The organism is Okeania sp. SIO2C9 (assembly GCF_010672455.1).
In the GTDB taxonomy this organism is placed as follows: Bacteria; Cyanobacteriota; Cyanobacteriia; order Cyanobacteriales; family Microcoleaceae; genus Okeania.
This window is the reverse complement of the sequence record NZ_JAAHGO010000002.1, coordinates 194,363-213,222: the sequence shown is the minus strand read 5'-3', so window position 1 is coordinate 213,222 and position 18,860 is coordinate 194,363. Positions and strand designations below refer to the sequence as shown.

Sequence of the window (18,860 nt, the reverse complement as noted above, 5' to 3'; positions counted from 1 at the left end):
ACTATAACTTTTCAATTGTAACGAAAGTGATGAATATTGATAAAATTATTGTCCCGTTGGATGTTCCGACTGAGACAGCAGCGATCGCTCTGATAGACCAATTACCGGAAATAATCTGGTGGAAAGTCGGTCTAGAATTGTTTGTTAGTTGTGGCCCTAAAATTATCTCAATTCTCAAAGAACGTCAGAAGCGGATTTTTCTGGATTTAAAGTTTCACGATATTCCTAATACTGTTGCTGGAGCTTGTCGAGCTGCTGCTAGTTATGGTGTCGATCTGTTGACCATCCATTCTACTGCTGGCAGAGTTGCTTTGACTGCTGCTCAAGAAGCTGTTGTGGAAGGGGCAAAGGCTACAGGAGAAAACCCACCTAGGTTAATCGCTATTACTATTTTGACCAGTTTGACTTCTCGTGATGTGGCTTTTGACCTCAAAATTCCTCTGGAGTTGCCAGAGTATGCTTTGCAGATGGCTTTGTTGGCTCAGGAATCTGGTTTAGGTGGGGCGGTTTGTTCTCCTCAAGAGGTGGAACAGTTAAGACGGGTTTGTGGTGATGATTTTGTGTTGGTTTGTCCGGGAGTGAGGCCAACTTGGGCAGAGAAAGGAGACCAGAAGCGATCGCTTACTCCTGCTCAGGCCATTAAAGCTGGTGCTGATTATCTTGTTATTGGCCGACCTATTACTGCTGCTGCTGACCCAAAAGGGGCTTTGGAGCGGATTTGTCAGGAAATTTAAGGGGCGTTTTATTCAAAGTATTGCTATGTTTGATGCTCGATTGTTTCAAACGTCACTTCAGATAGATAGTACTCTGATTTTAGTTGAATAAAAAGTCATGCATAGGTGCGAACGCCTCCCAATGATTACATACTATCAGGATTTTTGGCAGAATGCAAGGCTAAATATCTTTCGATTTTTTTGAGCTTAATAAAATGAAAGATAGCTTTCACAGGACTTACGCAAAGGCACTATGTATAGAGTTCATTTACTATTGGACAATAGTTTTGATCGCTATATATAGCGTATCTGCGTAAGTCCTATTTCACTTCTAATACCAATTTGATAAATGTTTGCTACAAATAGCTAGGGTATTTCTTAGGAGTCAGAATAAATGGCTTCAATAACAGTTTTAGGTCAGAAATTCTCTTTCTTCTCAAAGGAACATATTTTATATGTGTCTTTTAGTTATACCTATTATTTGTAACATTCTTTTTTTTAATGGTATAACCTACCCCTGATAACAATTACAAAAATATTGCTATAGCAGTCGCTATTAATGTTAGGAAATTCTCAAATCCTCAAACTTATTAAATTATTAGGAAAAACTACTGAAAAGTAAATATTTTTCATACATGATAACTTTCAGGGAAATATCAATCTGAAGATCCTAAAGTTGAATGCTATTTTATTTGAAAATATTCATTTCTATAATCACGATTATTAGTACAGTCAGTGACAATTTATCTTTACCTAATTCCCTATTTTTGACTATTGACAATTATTTGATGGTCAGAAAAAGACGACCTATAAGACCTAGAAAACCTAGAATAGAAAAAATAGAATCAACAGAGCCACCTAAACCAAAATCTACTTGCCCAGAAAACTCTGACGATTTAGAAATTCTAGCCACAGATTTAATATTAGATTTACCTGGTTATGTTAATCGTGAAATTCAACGCGATCGCCAATCAAATGAAGATTATTTAGAACGGAATATAGTTATAGCAGGTCGTCCTGAATTTGAACCTTTACCGATAGATGATATGCCTTTTTTTCAGGAGGATATTAATCAAATTTTTCTGACAACTTTAGAAAGGCAATATCGAGATAGTCAGGTAGTTGAATTACAACAATTTCATTGGCTATTTCTGAGGAAAAGTCAGAGAAAATGGGAGTTAGTTAATATGTTTTCTATAGAAGAAAGTTTCCCAGGAAATTTACCACGACAAGCAGAAGATAGTAGTAATGGAGTATTTGCTAGAGGTATTAGAGTTTGGTTAGAAAAATGTTATTTTGAAGATAGGAGTCAGGAGACAGAAGTCAAGAGCCAGAATGAGGAATGATATGGCAGAAGGAAGAAGGAATAAAAAAGAAGGCTTTAGTTATCTAGGAGATAAGTAAAACTCAGAAGATGTCATATCTTTAAGCTTTTGATATGTCAAATATAGTAATTGTGGCTGCTATATCTTACCTTTACAGTTGAATGTATGGAGATTGTTATTGGTAATTTAATTAGGGTTTGCTAATTAAATATAAAAGCATTAACATATAAAGTTTTTAGCATTTTTTAGTTTAAAAAAAACCAAGCTTTTAGGTCGTAATGGTTGAAAAAATAAGCATTTTAGGCTCATAGTTGTGCAGAATAATCTTGGGAAAATTCTGACTCCTACCTCCTCTATAATTCCCATTTATCCTGTCTCTTGTCTCCTGTCTCCTACCCTTACCCATAAGACTTTTTCAGCAAGCCCTAATTCTGGTTATTTTCCAAGTAAAAGTTTAACGGAATTCTCCACAACAAAGTATTGAATAACAGAAGATTCAGAAGACAGGATGAGGAATGAACTATTAATTTTTTGGTGGATTTTATGAAGATTTTGATTGGCAATTTAATTATGGCTATTTTCCCAGTAAAAGTTTAACGGAATTCTCTACAACACAGTATTGAATAACAGAAGATTTAGGAGATAGTATGAGGAATGAACTATTAATTTTTTGGTGGATTTTATGAAGATTTTGATTGGCAATTTAATTATGGTTATTTTCTAAGTAAAAGCTTAACGGAATTCTCTACAACAAAGTATTGAATAACAGAAGATTCAGGAGACAGGATGAGGAATGAACTATTAATTTTCTGGTGGAATGTATGGAGATTTTGATTGGCAATTTAATTATGGCTATTTTCCAAGTAAAAGTTCCACGGAATTCTCTACAACAAAGTATTGAAGCTGAAGCAGATGGCAGTTTAAATACTTTGTTTGAAGTCTCCGCCAGTAAATGGTAAAGCTAATCAAGAATTAATCAAACTATGGGCAAAAAAGTTGAATGTGAAAAAATTAGAAATGACGATTAAACCGGGTTTATCTTCCAAGAATAAATTGATTGAATTACCTCTACCAGAAACCAAGGCTATTTCATTTTAAATTGTGTCATTTTATGTATTGACGAAACTACGTTATTTCAAGCTTTAAGAAATTTATCTTGAGCTGTCTGAAAATCAATAAATTCATTGCCAAAATCTAATAAGTACTTCTTTTTTACTTAATTAAATCAATTTTCAGCTTTCGTCATAGTACTTTTATTTGAGGAAACTTTGTATTTATTGGGAAAAAGTCGCACACCGAAGCTGTCATAGGTGATAATTCAGAACAGAGGAGGCTAAGTGTTCAACAATTAATAATTAATTACCTCTCCTTGAAAACAGATAGGATTGACACGGAGCGTGATTTTTTTTCTTTCTCCTTTAAAGGAGAGGTTTTAAAACTTAATTATTCGGTAATTATCGACTCTAAATCATATATTCCTGCTCAAATTATCATCAATAAATAACCGCTATCTATAAATGGCTATTTTTCAAGTAAAAATTAAACCAAGTTCTAAACAACAAAGTATTGAAACTGAAGCAGATGGTAGCTTCAAAATATGTTTGAAGTCTCCACCAGTAGATGGTAAAGCTAATCAAGAATTAATCAAATTATTGGCAAAAAAGTTTAATGTGAAAAAATCAGAAATTACAATTAAATCGGGTTTATCTTCAAAGAATAAATTGATTGAAATACCTCTACCAAAAATTTAACAAATTATTCTGTCTCTAGAGAGGCTAATTCTTAAGCCGTCTGGCACAAAGTTTGAATTAGTTGGGGTGAATTCCTCGACTTTTTCTAGCTCCTTGTTCAAAAATCTATAGAATTATTTTCACCTTCTAATTCATCTAATTTTTGTTTAACTGCCTGAATATCTTGCCACATTAACCACTTTGGTTTTCCCGGTTCCCTAGAAGGGTTACGCAAAAGATAAGCTGGATGAAAAATGGGCATACAAAGTCGTCCTTCCCATTCCAGCCATTGGCCTCTAATTTTAGTAATACCTCGTTTCTCACCAGTCAAAGCTTTAACTGCCGTTGCTCCAGTTAAAAGAATAATTTTCGGGTCTACAAGACGTATTTGCTCTAGTAAGTATGGTTTACAAGCTTCTATTTCTTGAGTTGTCGGAGTCCGATTTTCAGGTGGCCGACATCTAATAGCATTAGAAATATAAACGTGGCGATCGCTACTTAGCTCCACCGACTCCAAAATTTTGTCCAGCAGTTGCCCAGACCTACCAACGAATGGTAAACCTTGTTCGTCTTCATTTTGACCGGGTGCTTCGCCAATAATCATAATTTCTGCCTGGGGGTTGCCTCTACCAATGACAGCATTAGTACGGTTTTGTCCTAGTTCACATCTGCAACATTGGTTACAATGGACTGCTATTTGTTCCATTGTTTGATATGTTTCTGATGGAATTGGAATTTTAGCGTCTGTGGGAATGAGGTTGGAGTCGAAGTCTGAATCAGAGGTAGATTCTGAATAATCATTATTATTTGACCAGTCAAAGAGACTAAGTTGTTTTTCGTTAGACATGAAAGGAGATTTAGGAATCAATTGCTACTATATATTTACTCTAAAATTTTGGGTAGAAAGTCTCAACTTAAAGGCCATTCGGTAAAATTTCATTAATTGATAATGGATAATTACCTCGGGTTTTAACCATTACGGAATTGAATATCAGGAAATCTGATTTCTTATCTTGGTCGATGGTCGGACAGCTAGGAGACCTCACCATCCCACCCTACGGGAAACTCAGAAGATAGAACTCCGTTCCGAGATGCGCGTTTCGCGCCAGCGTTGCAAAGCAAACGACCGCTGTCTTGGTTGATTGGATATGGCGAGGAGACCGCTCTTATCAGAGCCGCTCCGCTGTTAGCGCAGCTTTGCGATAGCAAACGCCATCCCTCAACCGTTTTTTTCTCCTTAACAGGAGAGACTTTAAACCCAGATTCGATTAATTATCAATTATCAATTATCCATTGGTAAGTGCCAGTAGCTGGAGAAAATTATGTCATCTATTCCCATATTTCGAGACCGCACTGATGCTGGAGAAAAATTGGCCGAGGTTATTTTTTCAGATTTCTGTCAAATGAATTTGACTACTGAGTTGATGATTAAGCCTATTGTCTATGGTCTACCAAGAGGGGGGTTGCCAGTAGCAGTAACTATTGCGCGTCGGTTGGGTTGTCCTTTGAGTGTGGTGGTGGCGAAGAAAATTACTTTACCGGATAATCCAGAATTGGCTCTTGGTGCTGTGACAGCGGATGGTTGTATTGTGTGGTCGAGGCACAAACCACGCAATTTACAAGTCCAAAAGACTATAATTGAAAGAGCAAGGGAAAAAGCACAGTCTCAATTAGAATGTCTCAGTGGTGGAAAGCCTGAAGTTATTCCTCTAGGTAGGTTAGTAATTTTAGTTGATGATGGAATTGCTACGGGTATGACGATGATAGCTGCGTTAAAGTCTATTAAGTTGCAGAAGCCGAATGCTGTCTGGATATCTGTGCCAGTTGCCCCTCCAGAATTGATTAAATCTTTGGCAGATTGTTGCGATCGCTTAATTGTATTGGAAACTCCTCAGCCTTTTTTGAGTGTGAGTCGATTCTATGCTGAGTTTTCTCAGGTGGAAACTGAGGTTGCTTTGGCTTGTCTTCAGCAACAGACTGAGTGGTTATGAGAGGGCAGAAGAAAAAAAATTTTTGATTTTTGGTTGCTATAGTTTGTATTTTTGATTTTGAATATTGTAGGGTGCGCCATTACGGCTAAAATCTAAGCTGTGAAGGCTATTTAACAATCCATCGCAGGGCACAATTTTAGATGTGTCTGTCCAGTAGGAAAAATTATTTTTAGCTGTGCTGCTCAAGTATATGAGTATATTTTTTATTCTCGACTCCGATATTTTCTACTCCCTACTTACAAATGTTAAATTAATTTGGTGCAGGTAGTGGTATTTATAATTAGGGTTTGCGGAAAAAGTCTTATGGGTGAGGGTAGGAGACAGGATAAAGGAGACAGGAGACAGGAGACAGGAGGAACGGGGAATTTAGAGGAGATAGGGGTAAGAATTGTCCCAAGATTGTTCTGCCCAACTATGCGCCTAAAATACTAACTTTTTAAGCATGAAGAGCTGAAAACCAGGCATTTTTTTCGACAAAAAAATGCTAAAGTCTTTATATGTCAATGGTTTTAGATTTATTTAGCAAGCCCTAATTATTTGGAATTGGAGAAATTTTTTAGATTATTAAATAATCCAAGTTATACTTATTTGATCAATATTTGCTACCAATAAATAGGTTATTTGTTAGGAGTGAATCCTCAGAATAAATAGGTTTGATACTGTTGATTATGTAATTTATCTTTTGAGTCCAAGGCATATCTCCTATCAAGTATTTTAATTGCCCAAATTAATTCGTAACATTCTTTTTTCAAATTGGTATTAGATTTAGCAACAAACCACAATTTTTTAGATATTCAGCTTATGAAAAAGTATTTTTGTGGCACGAGTGGAAATAATTTTTTTGGGTGCATCTCAATGCGTGAATAAAGCCAAAAATTTATCGCTTTTAGGCAACAGCTCATCTGGGAATATATAGGAAAATAGTATTTTTGCAAATATGAGATGCACCCATTTTTTTGCTTTCAAGTACCGTTTTGCTATAAAAAATATCATGTCTGTTGGTATTGTTTAGATAAAAACTTGGGAAATATCTACTTTTTCCTGATTTAAAAATTTCTTTTCTGTTCCTTAATTGCGAGCAAGATGCTTGAATTATTTATAATATTGATGCTGCCGGACTTGATATAACACAAAAAAAATAGTAAAATATATTAAATTTACTACTCCATAAATTTTGTTAATATTAATTGTATCAACCTGTCCGGAAAATAATTGCTAGCAAAGTCAAAATGCTATCCATCTTTTTCTGGCAATTAATGGGAATTTTGTGATTTTATTGAATGCCAAAAATATGAGAATTTTACAACTTTGGTGCCAAAATATTAGGAGTGGAATACAATATAATCCACCGGGCTTTGTCGAGTTAATAATGTTAGTCTTTGCCATAATATTACTATTGTGTTGGAGTCTTACAGATAAATGGCAATATTTAGTATTATGTTTGAGTTATGTAATGGGTTCTTCTATTTCTATTTTGGTGAGAGAAGCACTTGCACCATCTCCTCAAATACAAGCTGCCCAATTCACAGCTTTACTATTATTAATTCTTAGCACTTATAGTTTTGCTGATTTAATTCGTTAGAAAATATTTGATTATAAATAAACAAAAAATATCCTCCTTTATATAATACTGATAAATACAATTCACCTGAGGCAAAAAATAAGTTTAAGTTGAGAAAAATGATGATCCAGGTGAGTAGAATAAATTACAAAGTGAGGGTAAGTTGGCATATTCCACATTTGGGAAATGCGCTGATACAATATCCTTTATCTTTGTTGTGAAAAGGGATAGAAATTATAGATACTTCAGGATTAAGTAATACTGAAACAGGAAATAAATTGTCCCTGAGTTATAGGAATCCGGAATGATTTATGAGAATTTTATTACTTCGGTGTTCCCTATTGCCTATTCCCTCACAGGAGTGCGCATTCCCTATCTTGGTCGGCATTCTCATGGGGAGGAGACCGTTCCCTAAGGGACGCTTTCCTTACAGAATGCTATCGCAAATGCGTTGACGTAGTTGTGCGCTAGCAAACCCCTGGTTCCGACCGCTTGCGACTGTCGTCCTCGCGGGGTCGCACCGCTATTCCTTATTCCCTAAAAGCTACAGTATCTCACAACTCAAATAAGATTGCTATATATCAATAATAGTTATCCAATTTTACTTGTTTTTAGAGCAGCACAACCATGCACTCTAGACGAGGGTCGCTACTTAGAAACTTATATAAAAAATAGGGGATTAACTGTTTTCTTTTTAATCAATACTTGGGACGAAATTAGAAAAGGATTAACCAATGAGGAGGATAGATCGGCATGGTTATACCATTTTTCCATGAAGTTGCGCTTAATAAAAGATAACATCTATTAGTAAAATTCAGGTTTTGGTAAGAATTATTAAGCGCATTGTTACAGAGAAATGGTATTAGAAGTGGAGAAAAATCTGCCGTAGTTTTTTCAAATTAATCTGACTGAATATTATCATAAAGATGGCAATAATATTTATGAGCAAAGAGTTTATAAAAAATCCTAAATAATATTTGGAAGCAAAAAGTTTTCCTCAGTTTCTAGATCCTCTGAATAATTTTTTAACTCAAGAAAGAGCTACCTCTCAACTTAGACAAGCTAAAGTTATATCCTAACAAGTTTATAAGTGCCTTCACGAAGCAGTTGATAGGAGAGTACCATTACTAAGAAAAGATATTAAAGAATTAAAAGTGAGTTATAATTGAGTAAAAATTAAAAAATTAACCATGGTAATAAATAGAATTAATCTTCAGTTTGAAATTATAGGCGCTACTAATTTTTGGCATGATAATAGATGGCGAAAAACTATAAACCACATTAATACATAATGTAGCAAAATCATAGAGTAATTCAGCAACGCCAAATTATGACAACTCTCAACCATAACAACATAAACCAGGTTGATATTACTCAAGACTCCCAACTTAAAAATAATGGTTTGAAATGATTTGCTATAACTGCCTATCAAATTAGCCGAGCAAAGTCACAAACCAATAATTTTGAAGCAAAATTTATTTATTGAAATCAAAATGAGTCATAAAATAGAAGCAGAAAATTTCATCCAAGATTTAGAAAGAGTAGCTAAAGTTCGATCCGAAGTAGCTGCTCATTTAGGCACAATAGCTGAAACTTTAGAAAAAGCAGAATCAGAAGGTAAAAATACTTCTGGAAAATTAGGTTTAGACAGAGAAATAGAAGATATTAAAATTGCTGGCAAAAACCTTCGCCTTGGCGTTTTTCGTCTGATGGTATTGGGAGATATGAAACGGGGAAAAAGCACATTTCTCAACGCTTTAATAGGTGAAAATATTTTACCTAGTGATGTTAATCCCTGTACGGCATTATTAACTGTATTAAAATTTGGATCAGAAAAAAAAGTTACTATACATTTTAATGATGAAAAAAAACCTCTGTCACTAGATTTTAAGAGCTTTAAAAGAAACTATACAATTGATCCAGCAGAGGCGAAAAGATTAGAACAGGAAAAAAAACAAGCATTTCCTGATATTGATTATGCAGTGGTTGAATATCCCTTACCAATTTTAGAAAAGGGGATAGAAATTGTTGATAGTCCTGGTTTAAATGATACAGAAGCAAGAAATGAATTATCTCTTGGCTATATCAATAATTGTCATGCTATTTTATTTGTGATGAGAGCAACTCAACCTTGTACTTTAGGAGAACGTCGCTATCTGGAAAATTATATTAAAGGTAGAGGGTTAAGTGTCTTCTTTTTAATTAATGCTTGGGATCAAGTACAAGAAAGTTTAATTGACCCAGATGACCGAGAAGAATTAAAAGAAGCAGAGGTAAAATTAAGAAGAGTTTTTCAAGCTAACCTCCATGAGTATTGTGTAGAAGAAAATAAAAATATTTATCAAGAAAGAGTTTTTGAACTATCTTCAATTCTGGCATTAAGAAGACGATTAAAAAATCCTTCAGTTTCTCTACAGGGAACAGGTTTCCCAGAATTTTTTGGTGCATTAAATAGATTTTTAACTCAGGAAAGAGCCGCTCAAGAATTTCAACAAGCCAAAACTTTAGCACATCAAGCAGATAGTCATTTACGAGAGGCGATCGCTCGTCGTACTCCTTTATTAGAACAGAATATTGAAGAGCTAAAAAATAAGATTAATTCTGTAGCACCAGAGTTTCATAAACTTGCTGAAATTCGCGACCAATTTCAGTCAGAAATTAGAACAGTTAGAGACAAAGAAGCGACTGAAATTGCTCATTCTTTTCGTTCTTATGTTCTCGACCTGGAACATACATTTGAATCAGATTTTTTGCGTTATCAACCAGATATGAAATTTCTCGATTTTATTAATCCTGGCAAAAGAGAAGCTTTTGAAATAGAACTAAAAAAAGGATTTGAACAATATATTAGTGATAAATTAGCAGCATGGACTATTACTGTTGAAAATAAGATGGATGCAGCATTTTTACAACTTTCCAGAAGAGCTGCTCATTATGGTGCTTCCTATACAAAAGTCACAGATAAAATTACTGAAAAACTAACAGGAAAAAAGGTCAAATCTGTGCTTTCTGTTTCTACTGAAGATAACGCTCCTAGTTGGGCAAAATGGGCTATGGGATTATTTTCATTAGCTAGGGGTAATATCGCAGGTATTGCGATGGCCGGAGCGGGTTTTGATTGGAAAAATATCTTGCTAAATTTATTAGCTGTAGGAGGAATATATACAGCAATTACTTTCTTTACTGGGATAACTTTAGGACCTATTGGTTTAGCTTTGTTAGGTTTAGGTGTGGGTGTAATGCAGGCAGATGAAGCACGGAAAAAAGTAGTTCAAATAGCGAAAAAAGAGTTGGTTAAACATTTACCTGAAGTAGCAAATGAACAGTGGCAACCTATTTATGATGCTATTAAAGAATGTTTTGATACTTATGAAGGGGAAGTTAAAGAAAGGATAGATGATGATATTAAGTCTCGGAAGTCGGAATTAGATAATTTGCTCAAGCAAAAACAGGAACAAGAAATTAATAATGATGCAGAATTAGCTCGTTTTCAAAGGTTAGAAACTGATGTGTCATCTGAGTGTAAAAAAATAGCTGCCATTTATCAGGATTTTATGAAAGCAATTTTATAGCAGAAGGAAGAAGGAAGAAGGAAGGAGGAAGAAGGAAGAAGGAAGAAGGCAGAAATAAAGATTGCTTATGGATATCTTCGACACGCCACTTCCTGTCTTAATAACCCCAAACAATTTTTAGCACCTTTTTGTCAAAAGGACATCTCGTTTAAAATTGTTTAATCACACTTATTATTCGTGAAATTATTTTTTTAAAAATGGTATTAGGACATTATGCTATGAATGGACTTTATTGACCAGAATTTTTCGGTCAATAGCCAGAGTTACTGATAACTGATAACTGATAACTTATAACTGTATTGACCCCTGTTTCCTGTTTCCTAAAATCTACAGTATTTCATAACTCAAATAAGATTGTTATATAAAGGAGGAGTAAGAATTGCAGACTAATTTTGATAACTTGATTCGCTATTTTAATTCTGCTCTTGGAATGTTAGAACTTGAGCCAGACTCTCAATTGAAAAAAGATATAATTTCTATCTGTGAATATCTGAAAAATCCTTCTTTTAAAATTGCTGTTTTTGCTCCGTTTAATTATGGCAAATCTACTTTGCTTAATGCTTTTTTAGGTCAAAGAACATTACCCATTGATTTAATTCCTACTACTGGAGCTGCAATTTATATAAAATATGGCACAGAGTTACAGACTAAAATTAATCTGAAAGATGGAAGTAAAATTTGTGAAACTGGTACAGATATTCTCAAACAATATGCAGTGCTAGATAATAGTCGTCGAATGCGAGATGATGTGACTTCAGTAGAAGTTTATTGCCCTCATCCTTTCTTGAAAAGAGGAGTTGAATTTTTAGATTTACCAGGAACAAATGACCGGGAAGCTCAAGATATTTTGGTGCAGGACAAATTGTTAACCGCCGATCTAGTAGTACAGGTTTTAGATGCCAGAAATTTGATGACTTTAGGAGAACGAGAAAATCTCAGAGATTGGTTGTGGGAAAGAGGTATTAAGACAGTAGTTTTTGTCGTTAATTTTATGAACTTACTCGCGCCAGATGAACAAAAAGAAGTTGACAATAGAATGCGGTTTGTGGCAGAAAGTTTTCGTTCGGAGCTACCAAATAATATTAGTAATTTATATCGAGTTGATGCTTTGCCTGCTTTGCGGGGTCGCTTAAAAGGTGATGTTTCTTTGGCACAAACAACAGGTTTAGTAACTTTTGAATCTGCTTTACAAAATATTGTTGAAACTCATGGAAAAAAGATAGATATTCAATTACCAAGAATACAGACAGTCGCTTCTCAGTTATGTCAAGTCATGGAGGCTAATTCTAAGGAGGTAACTAAAGAGTTAATTGCTATCCAAGAGCAGAAAAGTGAAAAATTTGAGATTCAAAAGCGGGCAGAAAAATTAATTAAACAAGGCTTTCAACAAAGTAGTTTAAATTTCCAAAGTTGGCTATATTTAACTAAACTTTTAGAGCGCCATCAATTTGAATTGGCTATAGTTTTGGAACAAAGAACTTTTAATATTTGGGAGTCGGAAAAATTTCGACCAGAAGCTCTGAAATATAAACAAGAAATTACTGAATGGATAGATAAAGCTTGTGAGTTTTTTCAACAAGAAGAACCAGCAGAATTAATTATCACATTCCCTGAAGCTCCTAAAGTTTTTTTGCCATCTCAACCCCCATCAGAAACCAAAAAATCAGGAGGGGTAAGAAATATAGCGATCGCCACTGGAATAGGTTGGTTATTAGGAGGTCCGATGGGTGCTGCAGTTGCTGGTGGTGCTACCTATTTTTTAAGCGATAATCAACAGAATAAATCACAAAATTTAGATAGTTATCAGCAGCAGGTAAAACAAGCTTATGCTAATGCAGCTAGAGATTATTTAAGTCGTTTTAGTGCTATAGCTTTAAAAGCAGTTGAGGAATATGAAGCAATAGCAGAAAAAGTAATTAAGGTTCCTGTTAGTCAGCAGTCACCGGAGGCGATTAAGTTAAGAAATAAATTACAGTTATTGAATAATTTATCGGCAGAAATAAATCAAGAGTTAGATTTTTTAGGTAAGCATTCAGCCGTCAGCTATTAGCTATCAGCTATTAATTTAATTTTGAGAAAGGTAAAAGCAACCTTTGACATTGAGTTTGAATAAAAGTTGCTGCCAAAGTCCCTTTTGATAACTGTTTGCTACAAATAGTTAGGCTATTTCTTAGGAGTCAGGAGAACCGAGTCAGGAGTCGTATGGGAATAGCTTCAATACCAGTTTTTAGGTCATAAATTCTCTTTTTCTCTTGGTGCGCGTTCCGCAAGCGAGCTGGCGTCGTCGCGGGGTCGCACCGCTTTGTCAAAGGGAGACCTCCTTTCATTAATTGATAATGGATAATTACCTCTGGTTAAAACCGAGAGAATTGAATATAAGGAAATATTATTTATTCTCTTGGTCTATTGGATATGCTTAGGAAACCCATCCATCCCTCGACCGCTTTTTTCCCCTTTTAAGGAAAAAAAAGACAATATTCCTTATATTCTAATCAAGAGCGATTTTAACCAGAGGTAATTATCAATTATCTATGATCCATTATCCATTAATGAATACCCCTAACTTATGGCAGAACAACTGAAAATGGGTATCATATTGGGAAATTTACCAAATTTTTTTGACGGAAAAATGGGAGCAAAATTCCACGAATATAGAATAGTTAGAAATAGATAATCAACACCAAAGTTTAGTTAACAATTTTATTGGTAAAGCTTTAAAAGATTGTTTGTACACAAACATTGGAGATAATTTTCAACCCCATGTTTTATTTATGTTAGAAGCTCAAAATTTTAGGAGTATCCTGAAATGCTTAACTAATCCTAATTTAACTTCAGGAAAATTGCCTTAATAAATTCAGCGAAATTTGCGACTACAGGCAGACCATAACAGATTATCAATTGTGAGAATTCGTACTTATAAAAATCAATAAGCTCCTGTCTTATCTGTGGAAAATCAACCAGGAAGTCGAGCCAGTGATGTATTTCGTTGAGATGATGTTTGTGATGAAAATAATCAATCTATCTACTTCAGTTTAAGAAAAGGTTTAAATACAGAATAAGATGTTCTAAAAATCAAAGAGTATCGACTTGATAAGGGTAAGAAACTAGTCGGAAATCCTCCACTTTTAGAAATAGAAATTTTGGTATTACTTAAATTTTTGCTGGCGGGATAACTATTATTAGTGAGTCTTAATTTGGAATTAAATTTTCGGAAATATTGTCAATTTTTTTAGTTTGGATTGAATATTTTGAAAAGCCCTAGAGACCTGGAAATTATGGCAAAATATGAGAGGGAAAAATAAAGGAGACAATTAATCTTGATCGTGAAATCTAAAAATTATATTCAGATGTAGAAATAGTTACTAATGATTGGAATTCAATCTTTTGATTTGGTATCTCATATCATACATACATATAGCAGGGAACAGTAGGAAAAACATTTCTCTTTATTCGCTTCATCATCAGCATAAGTCAAACGCCAACTCGTTCACGTATTATAATATAAGGCTAAAAATGTAAGAAAGCCTGAGCCATGGAACTTAGCATTGGTGTCAGGCTTTAGGTACTAATCTTGCATACTTCTTTGAAACTCTTCATAACTTGCGCCATCTGGCATTATGACTCCCTGGAGAGCTGCTCCATCTATATTCAAATTGGAAATATTAGCACCCAAGAGACTTGCTTCATTTAAGTCCGCAGCACTCAAAATAGCTTCTGTCAAATCAGCTCTCATTAAACTTGCTCCAATTAAATCTGCTCCTGCCATATCTGCTCTGGTAAGGTTAGCTCCAATTAAGTCTGCTTCATTAAGAATAGCCCGTCGGAAATTCACGCCATATAAGTTAGCCCCATGTAAATCTGTTTCACAGAGGATAGCTCTTGAGAGGTCAGCATTAATCATATTAACTTGGCTAAAATTAGAACGACTTAAGTCTGCTCTAGTAAGTTTTGCCCCTGTTAAGTCAGCTTTGTTGAGTTTAGCCCCTGCCAGAATAGCTCCAGATAAATTTGCCCCACTTAGATCCGCTCCAATTAGATTAGCTCGACTAAGATTAGCTTTGGCCAGATTTACTCGACTGAGATTAGCCCGACTAAGGTTAGCACCGATTAAGTCTGCTTCAAAAAAATTAGCCCCTTCTAATTCAGCTTCTAGCAAATGTACTTCATGTAAATAAACACCACTGAAATTTCTTTCTCCTCTTGCGTACTGCCTTAATAATTCGTCTATTTTCATAATATGTTCATCAAAACTTTACTTTTCTTTGAAATATACTCCCATCAGAATAGATAAACAGGATATTATTGCAGAAGGAAGAAATAAGGAAAAATCTTGTGTTGTCTGAGTTTGAAGTTTTTGATATGTCCGTGCCCTTTCCTTGGACTGCTATTTACCTACCAAATTTCACCCAGAGCAGGGAGTAGGTCAGTAACGAATAAGATTTCTTTACTTCATACAAATAATTGCTAAAAACATTACTAAAATTTACTTATTACTTAATAACTGAAGTGTTCAATATTTTGAGTAATTAGTATTATTTATAGTAATTATTCTACTGATGAAGTACGAGGAATTATATCAAATCCGGTACTATTGGTAGAATTAGATAGTTAATTAGGAGCCAGGTAGGGGAGATGTCGGTAGGGCAACGTACAGAATGAAAGAGAATTTAGAAAGATTTGCTAATAGCTGAAGATGATTTTTTTTATACAAAATTAAACAGATTTGATATGAGGGAGTAGAGCAAAAATAAAGCAAGTTTATTTTATTAATTTGAAAAAGACTATATAGTTTTTTTATTTGAGATTTAAATCTAGCTTAGGGTTTTTTCTAAGAACAAAGCGCGCCGTTCAAGTATATAAGATACTTGTGTTTGCTACTATTTAATGCTGTTTTTCCTCTTTTAATATTCCCTATTTCCTATTCCATTTTTAATAGCATTTGGTCTATACATCCTAGATAAAAACGCTATAGTTAGTTTGGTGACTCAAGTTTATCTTGCTTAAACATTTTTCTACTGGTATTAAAATATTAATTCATAAATTTATGCCAAGTCCAGTTGATAAAATAAATTTAGAATTTACTCTATTTTTTATTCCTCTTTCCCTTTATTTTATCAAAGCTATGTTTTTTTTCACTGGTAGATTTTAAGTGTAGAAAATACTTGCCGTTCAATTGGGTTAAAAATCCCACATTCAATCACACTATCTGTAATTATTTCTGTTTTAATCCCCTAAAAATTCAATCTAAAACCTGATTCAATTTCATAATTTAATTTCATAGATTATCTGAAGCTTTCATAAGGAAATTTACCTTTTTCAGGATCAAACCACTGATGCAAAAGTTGAGTATTTTCATCACTCGCAATAGTAGTATCAACTAATTTATCCCAATCTGGATTTTGTAATGGCAAAATACAACCATAATTTTCAAAAGTAAAAGGAATTTTAGGTATTAGTTCAAACTCACTAATAGTTTTATTTTGTACCCTAATTTCTCCAAGTAATAAAATTCCATCACTAGCAACAGCGTCAATTTTACCATGACCTAATTGACTAATACCTTCAGCTCTGTTGGAAATTGACTGCCAATTTGCATTCGGATAAATAGGACGAAATTCCTCATCAGTAGTTGAGCCTGCTAAAAATCCTATGGATACTTTTCCTGTAGTACCTCTCATGGGGTCAAATCTTTCTACATCTGTTTTTCTTACTAAGAATTGAATACCTGTAGTAAAAAAAGGAATGGAAAAATCTACTATTTCTTCTCTCCTATTATTAATAGTTGTAGCAGCACAGACAATATCTATTTTTCCATTTTGAATTAGTTGAAAACGGTTTTCTAGAGATACTTCTTGCAATTCTAATTTGATTGATTTACTAAGTTTTTGTTCTAGACGTTTATGAATTAATTTAACCAATTCAACGGAATAACCTTCTAATTGATTGGTTTCACTGCTGATATAGCTAAAAGGAGCTGCATCACTTCTAAATCCTGCTTTTAGTACCCTCGTTTGTTGAATTTTTTCTAATACAGTTTTTTCTAGAGTTTCTTCTAGAGTTTCTGCCAAACTTATGACAGGAAAACTGATGAAAAGTATGGAGAGCAAGAAGGAAGAACTAAGAAGGAAGAAGGAAGTAGATAACTTGAACATCAAAATTAATAGATTAATTATTTCAGTGAGTTGATTAAGAACCAAGAAGGAAGAACGAAGAACGAAGTAGATAACTTGAACATCAAAATTAATAGATTAATTATTTCAGTGAGTTGATTAAGAACCAAGAAGGAAGAACGAAGAACGAAGTAGATAACTGGAAGATCAAAATTAATGAATTAATCATTTCAGTGAGTTGATTAAGAACCAAGAAGGAAAAAAGAAGAACGAAGTAGATAACTGGAAGATCAAAATTAATGAATTAATCATTTCAGTGAGTTGATTAAGAACCAAGAAAGAAAAAAGAACAAAATAACTGGAACATCAAAATTAGTGAACTGATAATTTAAGTATTTATATAGAAAAGTTGCCTTTTTGATAAGTATTTTATCTGAAATAAAAATCAGATATTGAATTATACCATACTTGACAATCAAATTTATTGATAATTGGTAACAATATGCTATTTAAGTAGGGATTAAGATAAGAAAATCACCAAAAAACTGCTGAGGAGATAATACAATGACAAAGGTGATTTTTTATGAAAAACCAGGTTGTAAGAACAATACCAAGCAAAAGACTTTGCTAGAAACAGCAGGTCATCAATTAGAAACTCACAACCTGTTGAAAGAAGCTTGGACAAAAGATAATTTGCGTTTATTTTTTGGCGATCGCCCAGTAGTAGAGTGGTTTAATAAAGCTGCTCCAAAAATTAAATCTGGAGAAGTAGTTCCCGAACAGATAGATGCTGAAACTGCTCTAACAATGATGCTGAGTGACCCATTACTTATCCGTCGTCCTCTAATGCAAGTGGGCGATCGTAGAGAAGTGGGATTTGATGTAGAAGTTGTCAATAACTGGGTTGGTTTACAACCTGTAGATGAAACCCAGAGGGAAAAAAGTGAGGAGTTGATGGGTCAAGACTTACAAACTTGTCCAAATAGTCATCGCCATTAGAATCTCATACCGTTTCACGGAAGTCGTAGGGGCGAATGCCATTCGCCCTTACAAAAGCAATATTTAATATTTTATAGACTCGAAACTTTGATTCCACAGTAACTTCAGGAAATTATTTCAGATATGGGGTTTGAAACTATTTGTAACATCTTGAAAGTGAATTGGTATTTTCAACAATTAATAATTAATAATTAGTAATTAATAATTAATTATTAGGGCTTGCTGATTAAATATTAAAGCATTGAATGATATTAGTTGTAGCATTTTTTTGTCTAAAAAAGTGTCAGTTTTTTGGTGGAAAGAGCTGCATAAAGCTAGTATTTTGGGATGATTATGGCAGAAAAATCACTCTTACAATTTTTCCGACTACCTCCTCTATAATTCCCATTTCTCCTGACTCCTCCCTTCACCAAAAGACTTTTTCAGCAAACCCTAATTAATTATTACCTCTCGTTGAAAACGGATAGGATTAACTCAAAGGAAAAATTTTTCTTGTTTTTCCTTGAAAGGAGAGGCTTTAAACTTTAATTATTTGGTAAAGAATCAGAAAGTTTATTTTTATCAATAAATTTGTTGAATCTCTCGTTAGAAAAATTTATGGTGGGAGATATTTTTCATGGCAATTATGACAGAAGGAAGAAGGGTTGTGGTGCATAGTAATGGTAGAGGTAGTAGGGAATAAAGGGAAATTTGTTTGCACAGCATTCATCGCTAAAAAATATTCTCGCTTAGAGAACACCTTTTGCAAAAGTATTAATTAAATCAATTCAAGACTATGAAATAAACAATTTCATCTCTTGATTCTCTATTCCCCATTCCCTATTCTCTGACTTCTGCAACAAGTCTAGAGAAAAACATT

General features: G+C 34.0%; 14 protein-coding genes. 11 read left to right on the top strand and 3 right to left on the bottom strand.

Annotation, left to right across the window (positions count from 1 at the left end):
- Positions 1 to 29: 29 nt before the first annotated feature.
- From pyrF to F6K23_RS02180, 5 genes are all read left to right on the top strand, one after another.
- The gene (gene pyrF, locus F6K23_RS02195; protein ID WP_293150081.1) at positions 30 to 734 is read left to right on the top strand and encodes an orotidine-5'-phosphate decarboxylase; all 705 of its coding nucleotides are present in this window, start codon (positions 30 to 32) and stop codon (positions 732 to 734) included.
- Positions 735 to 1,393: 659 nt separating this feature from the next.
- Positions 1,394 to 2,059 carry a hypothetical protein gene (locus F6K23_RS02190; protein WP_293150079.1) on the top strand — a complete coding sequence of 222 codons (666 nt, stop codon included), beginning with the start codon at positions 1,394 to 1,396 and terminating at the stop codon, positions 2,057 to 2,059.
- 800 nt (positions 2,060 to 2,859) lie between these two features.
- Positions 2,860 to 2,997, top strand: a complete 138-nt coding sequence (locus F6K23_RS41380) for a hypothetical protein (protein ID WP_367267584.1) — start codon at positions 2,860 to 2,862, stop codon at positions 2,995 to 2,997.
- Complete coding sequence (locus tag F6K23_RS02185) at positions 2,972 to 3,136, top strand: DUF167 domain-containing protein (RefSeq protein ID WP_367267583.1); 165 nt, start codon at positions 2,972 to 2,974, stop codon at positions 3,134 to 3,136. Before F6K23_RS41380 ends, F6K23_RS02185 begins: the two co-directional genes overlap by 26 nt.
- A 419-nt stretch (positions 3,137 to 3,555) precedes the next feature.
- A complete protein-coding gene (locus F6K23_RS02180; protein WP_293150077.1) occupies positions 3,556 to 3,789 on the top strand; it encodes a DUF167 domain-containing protein in 234 nt (77 codons plus the stop codon).
- 97 nt (positions 3,790 to 3,886) lie between these two features.
- On the opposite strand, the gene F6K23_RS02175 is transcribed toward F6K23_RS02180, so the two are convergent.
- A complete protein-coding gene (locus tag F6K23_RS02175; protein WP_293150075.1) occupies positions 3,887 to 4,615 on the bottom strand; it encodes a uracil-DNA glycosylase family protein in 729 nt (242 codons plus the stop codon).
- A gap of 475 nt (positions 4,616 to 5,090) precedes the next feature.
- Here F6K23_RS02175 and F6K23_RS02170 point away from each other — a divergent pair, with 475 nt between their 5' ends.
- From F6K23_RS02170 to F6K23_RS02155, 5 genes are all read left to right on the top strand, one after another.
- The gene (locus F6K23_RS02170; RefSeq protein ID WP_293150073.1) at positions 5,091 to 5,759 is read left to right on the top strand and encodes a phosphoribosyltransferase; all 669 of its coding nucleotides are present in this window, start codon (positions 5,091 to 5,093) and stop codon (positions 5,757 to 5,759) included.
- Positions 5,760 to 7,026: 1,267 nt separating this feature from the next.
- Positions 7,027 to 7,341: a hypothetical protein gene (locus tag F6K23_RS02165; protein ID WP_367267582.1), complete on the top strand. Its 315-nt coding sequence runs from the start codon at positions 7,027 to 7,029 to the stop codon at positions 7,339 to 7,341.
- Positions 7,342 to 8,297: 956 nt separating this feature from the next.
- A complete protein-coding gene (locus tag F6K23_RS41375; RefSeq protein ID WP_367267581.1) occupies positions 8,298 to 8,399 on the top strand; it encodes a hypothetical protein in 102 nt (33 codons plus the stop codon).
- A 414-nt stretch (positions 8,400 to 8,813) separates the two neighbouring features.
- Positions 8,814 to 10,892 carry a dynamin family protein gene (locus F6K23_RS02160; RefSeq protein WP_293150071.1) on the top strand — a complete coding sequence of 693 codons (2,079 nt, stop codon included), beginning with the start codon at positions 8,814 to 8,816 and terminating at the stop codon, positions 10,890 to 10,892.
- 379 nt (positions 10,893 to 11,271) lie between these two features.
- Positions 11,272 to 12,942: a dynamin family protein gene (locus tag F6K23_RS02155; RefSeq protein WP_293150069.1), complete on the top strand. Its 1,671-nt coding sequence runs from the start codon at positions 11,272 to 11,274 to the stop codon at positions 12,940 to 12,942.
- A 1,515-nt stretch (positions 12,943 to 14,457) separates the two neighbouring features.
- Here the strand turns inward: F6K23_RS02155 and F6K23_RS02150 are convergent.
- Positions 14,458 to 15,126, bottom strand: coding sequence for a pentapeptide repeat-containing protein (locus F6K23_RS02150; RefSeq protein ID WP_293150067.1), 669 nt, complete (start codon positions 15,124 to 15,126; stop codon positions 14,458 to 14,460).
- A gap of 1,048 nt (positions 15,127 to 16,174) precedes the next feature.
- Positions 16,175 to 16,960, bottom strand: a complete 786-nt coding sequence (locus F6K23_RS02145; protein WP_293150065.1) for an amino acid ABC transporter substrate-binding protein — start codon at positions 16,958 to 16,960, stop codon at positions 16,175 to 16,177.
- A gap of 606 nt (positions 16,961 to 17,566) precedes the next feature.
- Between F6K23_RS02145 and F6K23_RS02140 the strand changes: the two genes are divergently transcribed.
- A complete protein-coding gene (locus F6K23_RS02140) occupies positions 17,567 to 18,001 on the top strand; it encodes an ArsC/Spx/MgsR family protein (RefSeq protein WP_293150063.1) in 435 nt (144 codons plus the stop codon).
- Positions 18,002 to 18,860: the final 859 nt, after the last annotated feature.

Coding starts and splice junctions, on each gene's coding strand:
- pyrF (WP_293150081.1), top strand. CDS start 30: ATGAATATTGATAAAATTATTGTCCCGTTGGATGTTCCGACTGAGACA.
- F6K23_RS02190 (WP_293150079.1), top strand. CDS start 1,394: ATGCTATTTTATTTGAAAATATTCATTTCTATAATCACGATTATTAGT.
- F6K23_RS41380 (WP_367267584.1), top strand. CDS start 2,860: ATGGAGATTTTGATTGGCAATTTAATTATGGCTATTTTCCAAGTAAAA.
- F6K23_RS02180 (WP_293150077.1), top strand. CDS start 3,556: ATGGCTATTTTTCAAGTAAAAATTAAACCAAGTTCTAAACAACAAAGT.
- F6K23_RS02175 (WP_293150075.1), bottom strand. CDS start 4,615: ATGTCTAACGAAAAACAACTTAGTCTCTTTGACTGGTCAAATAATAAT.
- F6K23_RS02170 (WP_293150073.1), top strand. CDS start 5,091: ATGTCATCTATTCCCATATTTCGAGACCGCACTGATGCTGGAGAAAAA.
- F6K23_RS02160 (WP_293150071.1), top strand. CDS start 8,814: ATGAGTCATAAAATAGAAGCAGAAAATTTCATCCAAGATTTAGAAAGA.
- F6K23_RS02150 (WP_293150067.1), bottom strand. CDS start 15,126: ATGAAAATAGACGAATTATTAAGGCAGTACGCAAGAGGAGAAAGAAAT.
- F6K23_RS02140 (WP_293150063.1), top strand. CDS start 17,567: ATGACAAAGGTGATTTTTTATGAAAAACCAGGTTGTAAGAACAATACC.